At 50.8% G+C, this 13,274-nt stretch carries 9 protein-coding genes; all 9 read right to left on the minus strand.

Annotated elements, in window-relative coordinates; all coding sequences use genetic code 11:
• Window positions 1–12 precede the first annotated feature (12 nt).
• On the minus strand, window positions 13–1,113 hold the full coding sequence (locus DEALDRAFT_RS07090) for an ABC transporter substrate-binding protein (protein ID WP_008516179.1): 1,101 nt from the start codon (window positions 1,111–1,113) through the stop codon (window positions 13–15).
• 95 nt (window positions 1,114–1,208) lie between these two features.
• Complete coding sequence (locus DEALDRAFT_RS07095; protein ID WP_008516181.1) at window positions 1,209–4,316, minus strand: hypothetical protein; 3,108 nt, start codon at window positions 4,314–4,316, stop codon at window positions 1,209–1,211.
• Between the two features lie 204 nt (window positions 4,317–4,520).
• Window positions 4,521–4,862 carry a hypothetical protein gene (locus DEALDRAFT_RS07100; protein ID WP_008516183.1) on the minus strand — a complete coding sequence of 114 codons (342 nt, stop codon included), beginning with the start codon at window positions 4,860–4,862 and terminating at the stop codon, window positions 4,521–4,523.
• A gap of 168 nt (window positions 4,863–5,030) precedes the next feature.
• On the minus strand, window positions 5,031–7,250 hold the full coding sequence (locus tag DEALDRAFT_RS07105; protein ID WP_008516185.1) for a hypothetical protein: 2,220 nt from the start codon (window positions 7,248–7,250) through the stop codon (window positions 5,031–5,033).
• A gap of 495 nt (window positions 7,251–7,745) precedes the next feature.
• A complete protein-coding gene (locus DEALDRAFT_RS07110; protein ID WP_008516187.1) occupies window positions 7,746–8,306 on the minus strand; it encodes a hypothetical protein in 561 nt (186 codons plus the stop codon).
• 137 nt (window positions 8,307–8,443) lie between these two features.
• A complete protein-coding gene (locus tag DEALDRAFT_RS07115) occupies window positions 8,444–10,147 on the minus strand; it encodes a cytochrome c3 family protein (RefSeq protein ID WP_008516189.1) in 1,704 nt (567 codons plus the stop codon).
• A gap of 111 nt (window positions 10,148–10,258) precedes the next feature.
• Window positions 10,259–11,257 (minus strand): 6-bladed beta-propeller, encoded by a 999-nt coding sequence (locus DEALDRAFT_RS07120; RefSeq protein ID WP_008516191.1) that lies wholly within the window; start codon window positions 11,255–11,257, stop codon window positions 10,259–10,261.
• A gap of 53 nt (window positions 11,258–11,310) precedes the next feature.
• Window positions 11,311–11,970, minus strand: coding sequence for a tetratricopeptide repeat protein (locus DEALDRAFT_RS07125; RefSeq protein WP_008516193.1), 660 nt, complete (start codon window positions 11,968–11,970; stop codon window positions 11,311–11,313).
• A gap of 22 nt (window positions 11,971–11,992) precedes the next feature.
• Complete coding sequence (locus DEALDRAFT_RS07130; protein ID WP_008516195.1) at window positions 11,993–13,075, minus strand: NapC/NirT family cytochrome c; 1,083 nt, start codon at window positions 13,073–13,075, stop codon at window positions 11,993–11,995.
• Window positions 13,076–13,274 lie beyond the last annotated feature (199 nt).

A 13,274-nucleotide genomic window follows, 5' to 3' on the forward strand; every position in this document is an offset into this window, starting at 1 on the left:
CGGTATTTTCTGTTATTTCGTAACTTCCGCCAACCCTTCCTCTGCTAACACTTCATTAAGAAGGTTGTAATTCAGCATTTGCTCAAAGCTCTTATCCAAATGCCCGGCGGCAGACATATACTGGTACACATCTTCAAAAAATGCAATATCCGGATCATAAGTAGGCAAAGCATTTTGGTAGGTGCGGACAAAATGCTCCAGCGGATAAGAAGGATAATCTTCAGCTTCCAGCACTTCCTCAAAATAATAAGTATAGCGTTCCATTGATTTTTGCCCCAATACTTCTGCACCCGCCTGTTCTGCTGCCAAAGTAGCCCGCACATGAGCCCGTAGCATAGCTTTTACCACTTGCGGGTAGCTTTCAATGTAGTCCCTTCGCGCCAAAAGCATCACCTGGGGAACATATTCTCCAAACATATTTCCTTCATTTAGCCTAATAATCTCCTTTGCTTCCGGTACACGGTCCAGCACGTTGTCTAAGTTGGCAGCCCTGGTGGTAATGGCATCATACTCTCCCGCTTCAAAGTTTTCATTAAAGGTATGTATCCAGTCAGTATGTTCAACCTTTACCGTACCACCAATAAACTCCGTACTAAGGCCCACCGTTTCCAACTGCCTGTTTAGCATATACTCTTCAACATAGCTGTAATTAACAATTCCCACCGTCATACCGTCCAGCTCAACCAGACTGTCTACAAACGGCCCGCCCACAAGCACATTACCATCTTTGTTTAAAGCAGAGCCGGCTATAATCCTAAAGTTATCACTGCCGCCAAACTGGCTGGTTTCAGAAATATAAGAAGACGAATTGTTGGCCGGAATATAGATAAAATCCACTTCCAAATTGTCCATCAATGGCCCGGTGCCGTCACGGCCCCTTGTCTGCACCCACTCAACCGTCACACCCAGCTCTCCCAACAGCTCCTCAAACAGTCCCGTCTCTTCCTCCATTAAAGCCTGAGGCGAAGCTAAAGGCATGGCAATATAAGCTATCCGCACCTCTGTCAAATCTTCCAATACAGTACCGTCCTCTGCCCCCGCACCACTTCCGCCACAACCTGCCAAACTAACACCCAGCAGCACAACAACCAAGAATGCAAACCATTTCCTCATCCACCTGTCCCCCTCTCTTTTGTGTAAATAATGGTCTACCGGCAAAAAAAGGGCAGGCCGGTGATATCCGGCCTGCCAGATCTATCACTCCCCCATTAATTGTAGACTGTCATAATCCTGTAACCCTGCCCTGTGCCACTGGTTGGTGACATGCCCTGGTAGAACATAATCAGGCAATGCCTCCGGCCTTTCTTAAACATCAGGCTAAACGTACCGTCTTCTCCCGGCACTTCCTCAATTAAAGTCCAGCCATTCTCAGCCATCTCCGTCTTGTAGAACTGGTTAACAGCACTACTGCTTAACTGTGCCGCCGTACTGTATAACACCAAGGCCATCTCATTATTCAATTCATCAGGCAGCCAACCTTCACCAACCCAGACACTCACCGGATCCGGCTTAGACCAGCTCACCCCACCATACAGCGCAATATCATCCCGCACCACACTCATCCTCACACCATGCGGTTCTTCATGACAACCAAAGCAGGTCCGGTTCTGGAACTGAATGGCCCTCTGCACTCTGGGCTCCGCACTATCATGGCATTCCTTGCAACCTTCTCTCTCATGGTACACTTTTTCCGTCATCATGTTGCTGCCATGGCAGTCTCTGCATTGTCCACCCAAGTTCACTTCATGCATCTCCGCATGGCCCGAACCGCCGGCATCAATGCCATGACAGGCCCCACAATCCAGATTCTTCGTATCAATGGCAGTCTGCACATCATCTCTGGTACTCTCATGACACGTCACACAGGTTATGGGCCCACCGTTTTCATCACTTCGCCCATCCCGGGCATGCTCCCTGGTCAGCGACATGGCATGACACTCGGCGCAATTATCTGCATCAGCCCTGTGAAGCTGAGGAATATCGTGATTGTTAAGCGGCTCATATACCCTGTTGGTAATTTTACGCTGTGTACCTGCTCCGGGCTGGTGGCAAATGATACAATCCCAGTTTTCCCTGTTAGTAGTAACCCGTAGCGGTACAGAATCACTGAAACTCCGTGGCGAATATGTTTTATCCGGGTTATAACCGTGCGGAGGCCAATTCGGCGCATCGTACAACTCATGGTCAGGATTATGGCAATCATCACAGACATCAAGATTGGTCACATAGTTATGGCAGGAATAGCAGTCCACCCTGCCGTCATGGCCATCAAAGAGGAAACCGCGATGCACTGCTTCATAATGCTCCGGCCTGTTATTCTGGGTTTCATGGCAGGCAGTACAGTTACTGATATTGGAGTCAGCCATATCCGGCCAGGTATTGATATTGAAGGACCAAGTTCTTTCGGCAACCAAGCCAATACCGTCGGTGGCCGTCAACGTCACTGTATAATTCATCTCATTTGCCAACGGCTCAGCCGGCGTATAAGTCAACTTACCACTAACACTGTCATATTCATAATCCTCAATAACCTCTCCATTTAGCTCAAACACAATGGAAGCCAACATATCATTATCTTTAACCACAGCAGAGATAGTGGGCTGCATATCCTCTAAACCATACTTAAACGGCGATACATTGGAAATAGTGGGCGGTGCCTCAACTTCAAATGTCCAGGTCCAAGTCCTGTTATTGCCAAACTTATCCTCGGCATAAAGCTCTAAGGTATGCTGTCCGTCACCCACAAAGTCCTCAAAAGTTACAGTAGCTTCTTTTCTGGAAGTTACTATATATTTATCTGTGCAGGTATCCCAAAACCCTCTGAACAAAAAGTCAATATCCAAAGCCTCACCGTTTACCTTTAACGTCACATTGTCTTTCATATCAACGGGATGATTAAGCCTGGCATAAAACTTCAAAATACCGTCTGTAATCTTCATCCCATCAGTGAAGAAACGCAAGTCACTTAAAGTGGGAGGCGAAGCCACAGTAACAAAACTCCACTCAGCGGTACTGCTGTTGCCCGCCATATCACTTACTTCCAGCTTAATCTGGTAATTACCATCGGGAAAATCACCACTATAGGCTACCTTCCCAGTACCCTCATCAACACTATGCTCCATAAGTTCCCCGTTTCTATATAGCCGTACACTATCCCAGTCCACAGCACTGTTATCGGTAACAACAGCGGACACCTCAGAAATGCCCCCCACCTCAATGCCGTCTTCCGGATACAAATCACTGATCTTTGGAGCTTCCGCCACTGTAAACGACCAGCTTTCCTCCAACACATTACCGACCACATCGGCAATACTTATCTCAAAGATATGCTCTCCATCCTGCAGCCCCTCTGCCTGAAAACTAATGGTACCGGACCGGTAATCATAGCCCAAAAATCCGCAGGAATCATGCAGCTCAGTGGTTCTAAATACAGCATCCACAACTTCGCCATTTAACTTAGCCGTTGCCGATTCTCCATCCAAATGGTCAAAGGTATCCGTTACCAATACAGATATTAGGGGAGACGCTGTGTCAGTAGTACCTCCCCTGGCCGGAGTCCATTCACTGGCCTTTGGCGCCGCATCCACAATAAAACTCCAGCTGGTGGCCTTATACTCGCCTTCAGCAGTATCAAACACCTCTACCCGGACAAAATTCTCACCTTCCGGCAGCCTCTCTTGCGGCGTATAGGAAATTTCCAACACATTGCCGCTTAAAGGAGCCACAGTGGCCACAACCTCATCATCATTAACAAACATCCGCACGTTATCCGCATCTTTTGTCCCATCTGCAGCCCGCACAGAAATCCGTGGCTGAGCATCCATTCTTGTACTACCGCTTGAAGGCAGCTGATTTATAAAACGCACTTGCGTCTCCACCGTAAAGGACCACTGCTCGGTAAAAGTAGTACCGGCCCTGTCCATCACACTAATCTCCACATCATATGTACCATTCTCTAAGCCAAAGGTACTAAAAGATGCGGTCCCCTGCGTATAGTCTTCCACCACATACCAGGAACCACAGCTATCACTTTCCCAACGCCCTTTATGCAGAAACTCCACAGCAACCGGTTCACCGTTTAACGTCCCCACAGCAGAACTTTCCTCAAGCCGACTGCTACCGCCAGTAATGTACACCGATACCCTGGGGTTAGAGATATTAACCGTAGCACCGTCAGCGGGGGTATGCTCACTAAAAGTACCCCCCGCCTCAGCAATAGCCAGCATGGCTACAACAACCACAAAAACCACAAGCCCAACGATCAACCGCCGTACTTGTGTACCCAAAGCCCTGCACCCCCAATGCAGGTTTTCCATATCCATATCCCCTTTCACCGTAAATGGGGCTCATATATATAGTGTCATCTAATTTATATGCTGCACGGACAAACATGTTTCTCTTAAAACCCAAAAATGCCCGGCAATCGCCGGGCACTGCTGTGTTTTTCATGTTGTATTTTCTGTGCAAAGCGAACCATAAGTACCGCAAGTACCGCAGAAATAATCCTGCTTAAAAACCTTCTACAGATCCAAATCCAGCGACTCTGTCCGCCACAGTCCGTTTCCTTCCTGATAAACAATGATATTAAAATTAGTACTGGCTCTCTGTCCGCCGGCAGTATGTGCTACCCTGCCGGAAAGCTCTAAGGTGCCGTCATCATGCTCGATAATATTCACAGTCTCAAACCCGGGAAATACGGCGGAATTAGGTGAAGGAAGGCGGGACTGAACTTCTCCCCTGGCATACTGGAATGCCGCTACCTCCAGTTTTTTATCCTGTTCTGCCTGACTGTTCCCGCACCCCACAGCCACAATCGCCACAACAAAAACCAGTAAGATAAACCAAGTTGTTCTCTGTCGCATGCCTGTTGCCCCTCCATCGTGAAAGATATAACGTTCCCATTATATATTCGCGTTTCAAGGCAAAAGTCCTGCTACAAAAGTACTAATGGGCAACAAAAAATTCCAACTTTAACGCTACTCAGGTCTTAGTTAAAGCATGGGGCAGCATACGCTGCCCCATGCCAAGCTTTAATGATATGCCACCTTCAACCTGGACCCGGCGGGATTACTTCCTTCGCCTCCGGGTACATCTCCGCTGTACAACCAAACTGTACAATAGCGGTTTCGCTTCTTAAATTCCAGGGTAAAGCCGTCGCCATCAAGGGAACTATCCAGCAGCGTCCACCCCGCATCTTCCATCTGGCTCTGATACAGGCCATAGAGACCGGACGCATCCAGTGTGGCCCGGCTGCTAAACAAGACCCGCCCCGCAGAGTTATCCAGCTGTGCCGGCAACCAGGCTTCTCCACTGAAAATCTCTGCGTTCTGCGGTGTACCCCAACTCACATTACCGTACAGGAACACATCTTCCGGCACGGTGGCCATATATACCCCGTGCGGAGTTTCATGGCAGTCAAAGCAGCTGCCCTTATTGTACAGGATAGCTTCCTGATACACTTGATTATCGCTGGCATGACAGCCACTGCAGTTATCGTTATGCTCCACCTTTTCCGTCATCATATCATAGCCGTGACATTCTCCGCACACCTCTCCATACGTCACTTCATGCGGCGGATGCACCTGACCCGCCGCTTCCCCGGTATGGCAGGCAAAGCAGTCGCGCCGGCCTTCGGCGATGGCATCCATAATAGTCTCCGATTCATGGGCGTGACAAGTCCCACAGGTATAGTCCTTACGGTTATGCTCCCTGGTCAGCACCTTGGAATGGCAGCCCCGGCAGCCAATCAGTTCTTCGGGATTTACCAGATGATCCTCGGTCATGTCATGGGGATAACTGCCAAAAGTATAGCCGTAATGTCCCCCCGGGAAATAAACACTATCCGGCGAATGACAGTCGAAGCAGGTACTGTGCCAATCATCAATATCGTAACCGTGACAATCACCGCACAGCCTACCCTTTATCTCCGCGTTATCGTGGCAGTGGACACAACCGGATACGTCACCGGTCCCCGGCATATCACCAAAGACATCCACCAGGTAGTACCACTCTTTAGTCACACTCTGCCCTGCAGAGTTCTCCGCCGTAAACTCCAGAGTCACCTCTTCATCCAACATCCACTCATTCTGCGGCTGATATGTTACCCTGTACTTATTGTCGCCCAGCTCAGTCCACTCAGTACCGACCACGCTGCCCTTAGTCTTCAGCGTAACACTGTCCTGAGTCAGCGCTTCACTGGAAAACACATCAATGGTAATAATCGGCCTCTTACTGGTAATAGCAGTATTGGGAGCAGGATGAATCTCCAGAATCTTCGGCAGTGAGGCAATGGTAAACTCCCAGGTTAAGACCCCTTCATTGCCCGCCGCATCATTGGCCTCCACCCGTACCTCCACAGTGCCATGGGGCAAAGAGGTAATCGGATAGGTGAGAGTTGCTTTCTGCTTATCGTATTTCTGAGTCCAGAGGTCATAATCAAATTCCAGCGTAGCCGCAACCACTTCGCCATTAATAAACATCTTAATCGAATCTTCAACCAATACACTTTGCTCATCGACAATCCGTACCGAAACCTTGGGAGGCCCGTTTTCCAGCACGGCACCGTCGGCAGGCACTACATTGCTAAAAGCCGGAGGTGTGTTATCGGTGGTAAAGGACCAGTTTCTTGTGGTGGAAAGGCCGGAATTATCGGTAGCCGTCAATGTTACAGTATTCTCCCCGTCCGGCAAATCCCCAGGCTCATACGAGACATAACCGGTTTCGGCATCAAAGTCCGCATCCACTGCCTCTCCATTTACTTTTAGCACCACACTTTCCACCGTACCGTTGGGGTCCACAGCCTTAGCCCCAATCAAATCCACCGTCCGGTGAGCTGACTTGTCTTTAGGCTGCAGTTCGCTGATTACCGGCGGCACCGCCACCGTAAACTGCCAGGCCCTTTTCCCCACATCGCCATTTACGTCTTCCAGCGAAAACTCCACATTATACATACCGTCGGCCAAATTCTTGGCATTGTATTTAATTTCACCGTCTTTTGGCGTAAACCACTCCGTAAAGGTAGCATTATAGGTTTCACCGTTAATGGTAATCTGTGCAGAGTTTGCCACAATGTTGGCATCCGCCGTCACAGAGGCGCGAATGGTGGTATCCGGAGATCTCACCGTCGCTCCGTTTCTGGGACTTAGTTCACTGTAATTGAAACCTCCGCCAGCCAGGGCCAACATGGCACCGGATAAAACAAGCAGAATCAATAAAAGACCAACTAAGGGATACCTGGTTTCGGCCTTCATAAGTCACCAACCTTCCCCTCTTGTTATTATTGATACAAACCCTGATAAGCTACTGCATAAGAGAAAGACAAACTATGCCCCGTCAATCCCCCCCATTTAAAGTTCACGCCCAACTCTTTTTGTATAGCGATTTAATTCCAGAGACAAAAAAAACCGGAACACCAATTCTGTCCAGTTCATGCAGTCAGTACTTTTTTACAATTTTATCACAAAACCGTAACAGTTTGAACACATTTCGCCGTCGCATGAATCACCAACCTTCCGCAAATACTTTCAATTTCTTTACCATAGTTATTGAGAAACAGAACGAAAGATAACCAAAACCTGTACACTTTGTAGAAAAAAAACCGGAATCCGACAAAACATCGGATTCCGGTTCTAAAAAATTATTATAGCTTGTTAAAATTCCACTCGTTTTAGTGTTGCCCTGCTGTCCTGTTTGTTGCCTATATACTCCAAGTGCCACGCCTAAGGCGCAGCACGGAAATTTCTAATTTATTTGGCAGACGCTACGGAGCGCATGTTGCGGTCGATGACCCAGTTGTCCTCTCCTTCCAGGGACAGGCCAACCTCTTCCACCACATCCGCCTGGGTAACCACTTCGTTATCCCGGATAAACTGGATACTGTAGTTAAGATATACTGCGGCCAGGTCTGTACCGTCCACGCGCTGGAAGTCGATGACTCCCATCTTCAGATCGTCCAGCCGTACCTCATCAAAGGTTTCAAAAGCCCGCTCCGATACCAGGAAGGAATCGTCCCGCCATTCGGCGCGGTGTTCAGTGGAGAGTAAAGACAGCACCGCATGCTGGTCGTTTTCCACCTGGGCCTGTAAAAAGTCTTCCACCACGGAGTACACCCGGCTGTCCAGCTCGGAGACCGGGAAGCCGCTGTTACCCGTTTGCACCACTTCACTTGCTTGATCGTTATCATTGCCGGTGCCACCGGCACTTCCTACGGCTGCGCCGTCTCCCAGCAGGTAAAACCCTGTGGCGCCCGCCAGGACCACCGCGACCGCAATCACGGCCAGTAGTACTTTTTTGTTAAGGTTCTTCATGTTTTCTCCTCCTGTAGGCTTGTATTTAAAAATGAATTACAGCACATGGTTTTCCTGCCGCACAATGCGGCGCCGGTCTGTATTTTTAAGAGAGTGTGAGGTGCCCCGCAGGGGGCACCTCACAGGGATTTTATTACTTAGTCTCTAGCTTCCCACCAGCCGCGAGTACTGTCAAAAGTATCGTCATAAGTGTCAACATCATTCCAGAAGTAGTCGGTGTTTACGAAGACATCGTTCTTGGTGCCGCTATGGCAGCCCCAGCAAACGGCCATGTTGGTGTGACGCTTAATGGCGGAGCTGGTGTTGATGTCCTTGTTGGCATTAACAACTGCATTGAATTCTTCAGTACCAGGTTCACCGGCTTCGAGTGCCATGGTACCGATAACTCTTTCGTCGGCAGTCTTCATGATCAGAGCGTCTGTGCCGTGTACATAGTGGCAGGATACGCACATCATGTTGCCGCCAGTGTCTTGAATTGTCATTTGATCAGCAGCTGTTCTGTGGGTGGTGTGACGGTGAGCATCGGAGTAGATACCGGTCAGGACGCCTGCACCGCCGCCAGCGGGTTCGCCATCGATAACGGCGCCGGCTGTCAGCTTACGCTCGTAGTCGGTATGGCAGGCTGCGCAGTAGAAGTTGTACTCAAGACCGGTCTTGTAGTAACCGTCTTCGTCTTGGCCTTCAACAACCAGGGATAAACCAGCGTTTACTACGGTACCAGCTTCATATTCACCTGTAACGGTGGCTGCACCAAAGTCAACAGCAGTTAAATCAATGTCACGACCAGTTTCGCCATTGATGTAGATGGAGTTTACTGCACCCCTTGAAGTTGTGTATACCAGAGGAGCGGTTACCATGTAGTTGTCGCCCACTTTTTCGAAACCGTAAACGGGAGCAACTTCGGGGTCGTTCAACCAAAGGTTACCGTTTGCATCTGTTACCAGACCTTCAAACCAGAAACCACCTTCATCAGGTGTGCGCATGGAGATGTTGTTGGTGTTCCAGTGCAAGAGACGGAAGCTGTAGGAACCGTGGGGAGCGTGACAGCTGGTGCAGCTGAAGTCTGCGCTCCAGTCGCCGGTGTCTTCTTCAGTACCGTCTTTTAAGTGACCTACACGGTTACCACCGGGGGCGGCAGCAATGGCCACATCACCGGTTGCCAGGTGAACGGAGCCGTTCATGGCGGGGTTAACACCGAAAGTACCGGAGGTATGGTGGCCACCGCCGAGGTCCCACTCGTCCGTACCGGACAACTGAATGATTGCTTCGGACGGACGGAATACGTTCAGCATTGGAATACCGGAGCCATCGTGACAGGCGGCGCAGGTAGCGTAGTTGTTGGCCCGGAACAGCAGGTTAGCGCCCTGGGCGGTGTGAGTCATGTGGCAAGAAGCGCAAGAGTTGGTGTTTGTGGCAAAGCGGGTGTGAACAGCCTGGCCGGAAACGCGGCGGCGGAAGTCACTCCACTTACCGGTCTTTTCGCCGGAGCGGTTGGCGTTAACTACGGCGAAGGATTCACCGGTAGGAACGCCTTCTTCATCGTAGAGTTCATATTCCCAGGCTTCTTCGTCGAGAAGACGGGGATCCATCATCATGTAGCCATCATACTCAGCAATGCTGGAGCCGTAAACAGGCTCACCATCTACTTCACTGTAGCTGTAGTAGGGAGAAGTATTCTGGACGCCATCTTCAAAGCCTTCCAGAGTGTCGGACGGAGCTGCCATGGCATAGCCGGCAAATACCAGCATGGCCACCATGGTCAGAACCATGATTAAACTAAACTTTTTCATAAATCTTCCTCCTTTAATGGGGGTTGTCTTTGTGATCTCGCATGTACGCATTCGCATGCACCTCCTTTCTCGCGCAGGTTACGGAGATATAGCAGCGGTTTCCCGCTTAGCTACCTTATAATAATTGTGGCTGTGTTTGCCGTTGTGGGCGGCAAGTCTTTATTATCTGTAGACAGCTACTCTGGCGCCGATGGTATCGGTGATGAGCATGCGTCCCCGGCCGTCGATGAAGAGGCCGTTGGGGTGCATGAACTGGTTTTGGGCATCGCCCTGGGAACCGAAGGCGAAATCTTCGGTGCCGTCCTTGTGGAAGGCGTGAATGGTGTGGGAAAGATTTGAGACTACCATAATCCAGTCGCCACGGATACCAATGCCGCGTGGGTTGGACAGGGTGGCGGCGCCGCGTCCGTCGGATGAACCGTTGATGATGCGGACAGGGCGGGAGGTATCGGGGCTGTAGACCACTACACGCTGACCGCCGGTGTCCACCACGTAGATGAAGCCGTCGGAATCTACAGTAACATCATTTGGTGCAAAGACGTCGCCGGATACGGTAACGGTGTTTAGCAGTTCTTCAGAATTGATATCGAAGATGGAAACTTTACCGGTGTTGACGTTGGCTACAAAGAGGCGGCCACGGTCATCTAAGTGCATTCCGGCGGGACCGGAGAGATAGTCGGTTTTACTGTACTCGTCGGCAAAGCGACCGATGTACTCCCCGTCGGGGGTAAAGACCTGGATGATGTCGGAGTACATGTCGGCTACATAGACGTTACTGTCGGGGCCGATGACGATACCGTAGGGGTAGTAGAACTGGCCGGGATCGCCTCCGCGCTCCCCGAATTTGGTAATGGGTGTACCGTCTTCTTCAAAGACCTGGACGCGCCAGTTATTAGTGTCGCTGACGTAGACGCGGCCGTTGCCGAAGGTGGCAAACATGGGCTTGTGCAGGGCGTTGTCGCCGAAATCTCCGTAAATGTAGTGGGAGAAGACCGGGGCGCCCAGGCGTCCGGGAGCAACGCTGGTGCTGCCGGGGGCGCTAGGGCTGAGGACAAACAATGCGCCAAAGGTTCCTGTTATGACAATGGTTACCGCCAGCATCAGTTTGATGAACTTACTATAATTGACCTGTCTTAAGGGGATACTCAGAATTTGATTCATGGTAATTGCCGGATGGGCCGGCTCACCTTCCTTTCTATCGCTGGGAGTTTACGTTACCGGGTGAGCTGTCTGTAAAGGTCAAGCGCTTCCTGGTACTGAGGATCAAATTGCAGGGTGCGCTCCAGGTAATGAACGGCAACTTCCGGGTCATTGTCTGCCTGGGCGGTGAGGGCCAGGTTGTAGAGGACGTCGGTGGCGCCGGGGCGCAGGGCCAGGGCGCTTTCCAGCGACTCGTAGGAAATCTCAATCATGTCCAGTTCGCGATATACTATACCTAAGTTAAAGTGGCCTTTGAAATCGTCGGGGGCCAGTTCAACACATTTTTCAAAGTCGGCCAGGGCGTCGTCCCAGTAGCCCATGTCGGTGTAGACGTAGCCGCGGTTTAGGTAGGCGTCAAAGAGGTTTTCGTCAATGTTGATGGCCTCCTCCAGGTGGGCCAGAGCGCCGCGGGTGTCACCCAGGCGGTGCAGGTTAAAGCCCAGGGCTACACGGTGAGAAGGATCATCGGGTTCCATGTCCACCAGGTTGCGGTAGTAGTCCACTTCCCGCTGGATCTGGCCGTAATCCACTTCGGACCAGAAGAAACGGTTACCTACGGCCATTCCGGTGGAGCCTAAGAGTAGGATCCAGATTAGGAAGATGGAGGCCGCTTTCCAGAAAACGATACTCTTCTTTTTAGTTGTCTTTTCCTGTTCCACTACGTGTTCAGACATTTTCTTGCCCCTTTCATGCCGGCTAATTTTCGCGATGACAACTTGTGCAGTTGTTCGCCGAATGGCACATATAACAAGATTGGGTCGGCCTGCTGGAGGCCGTTAAATCGGGATAATGTTTATTCTGAAAGCCCGGTGTGTGCGGGCTGGGATGACATTGTCCGCAGCTGGACCGGGTCACTCTGATTTCTCCGGTATCGCGGTTATCGTGGCAGACCATACAGCCTTCCTGACCGCTGCCACTGGTGGCGTAATCACCGTGGCGCACGGTCCAGCGTGTTTCGTGGCTGGGCGGGGTTTGGCGGTGACAGTCTACGCAGAAGGTGTTTTCCCGGGCGTAGCGTTTGATGGAGGTATTTTCGTCCACCTCCATTAACCTTGTTCCGGCGTATCCATGGCAGATGTTGCAGCCTTCCAGGTCGTTTCTTACTGCGGCTCCGTGGTTCCAGTTGAAGTCGGCAAACTGGTGGTAGCCGGGTAAGTTGAGGCCGGTGTGGCAGGCGGCGCACTCTACGGAGGCGCGGCGGCGGAAGTGGCACTGCATGCAGTCGTCCATGGGTGCTGCTGTGTTTTCCCAGGCCATGGCGCGGGCGGCCCTTTCTTCGTCCCAGGTGCTGCCGGCGCGGGTTTCGCCGCGGCGGGCGATGCCGCCGTGGGCCACCGACTTGTGGCAGGCTTCACAACTGACTCTGGAATCGTAGTGCAGTTGGTGGGGGATGTAGATATCTCCCATGGAGGAAACCTCGCGGTCGGTGTTGTGGCAGATAAGGCACTGGTCATCCTCTACCCTGGTGAAGAGGCGGATGGGATTCATGTAAGTATTGGTTGCCTCTCTGTAGGCGTAGCGGGCCAGGTCTTGGAACAGTTCGATGGTGCCGTCCAGTCCCTCTTCCACGTGGCATTTGGCGCAGCCCGTGTTTTCGTGGGATGAGGCCTGCCAGGTGAGCTTCTGGGGCTGCATGGCGTGGCACTGGGTGCAGAAGGCGCCGGAGTTTTGATCGATATCTGTGTAGAAAACCAAGGTTGTGAGAAACAGCAGTAGAATGAAAGTGAAGAACTTGTATTTTCTTTTTCTTTTTACCCAGTAGGCGTTGTTATAGGACATATGACATTCTCCCCTGATGAATGTACCACTTCTCCGTCTTGTCGAATATTCCTGCCACCTTGTACCCTTCTTCACAAAATTTTTATTGAGAGGATGCTATGTTTTAGAATTGGGGGTAAAAGCAACGCCGATAAAGAATGGTAATAATTTCAATTTCCATTATGAGACTTTGTCTAAATTGCGTCAAGAGGAAACGTGT

The organism is Dethiobacter alkaliphilus AHT 1 (assembly GCF_000174415.1).
Lineage (GTDB): Bacteria > Bacillota > Dethiobacteria > Dethiobacterales > Dethiobacteraceae > Dethiobacter > Dethiobacter alkaliphilus.

Coding starts and splice junctions, on each gene's coding strand:
- DEALDRAFT_RS07090 (WP_008516179.1), bottom strand. CDS start 1,113: ATGAGGAAATGGTTTGCATTCTTGGTTGTTGTGCTGCTGGGTGTTAGT.
- DEALDRAFT_RS07095 (WP_008516181.1), bottom strand. CDS start 4,316: ATGGAAAACCTGCATTGGGGGTGCAGGGCTTTGGGTACACAAGTACGG.
- DEALDRAFT_RS07100 (WP_008516183.1), bottom strand. CDS start 4,862: ATGCGACAGAGAACAACTTGGTTTATCTTACTGGTTTTTGTTGTGGCG.
- DEALDRAFT_RS07105 (WP_008516185.1), bottom strand. CDS start 7,250: ATGAAGGCCGAAACCAGGTATCCCTTAGTTGGTCTTTTATTGATTCTG.
- DEALDRAFT_RS07110 (WP_008516187.1), bottom strand. CDS start 8,306: ATGAAGAACCTTAACAAAAAAGTACTACTGGCCGTGATTGCGGTCGCG.
- DEALDRAFT_RS07115 (WP_008516189.1), bottom strand. CDS start 10,147: ATGCGTACATGCGAGATCACAAAGACAACCCCCATTAAAGGAGGAAGA.
- DEALDRAFT_RS07120 (WP_008516191.1), bottom strand. CDS start 11,257: ATGAATCAAATTCTGAGTATCCCCTTAAGACAGGTCAATTATAGTAAG.
- DEALDRAFT_RS07125 (WP_008516193.1), bottom strand. CDS start 11,970: ATGTCTGAACACGTAGTGGAACAGGAAAAGACAACTAAAAAGAAGAGT.
- DEALDRAFT_RS07130 (WP_008516195.1), bottom strand. CDS start 13,075: ATGTCCTATAACAACGCCTACTGGGTAAAAAGAAAAAGAAAATACAAG.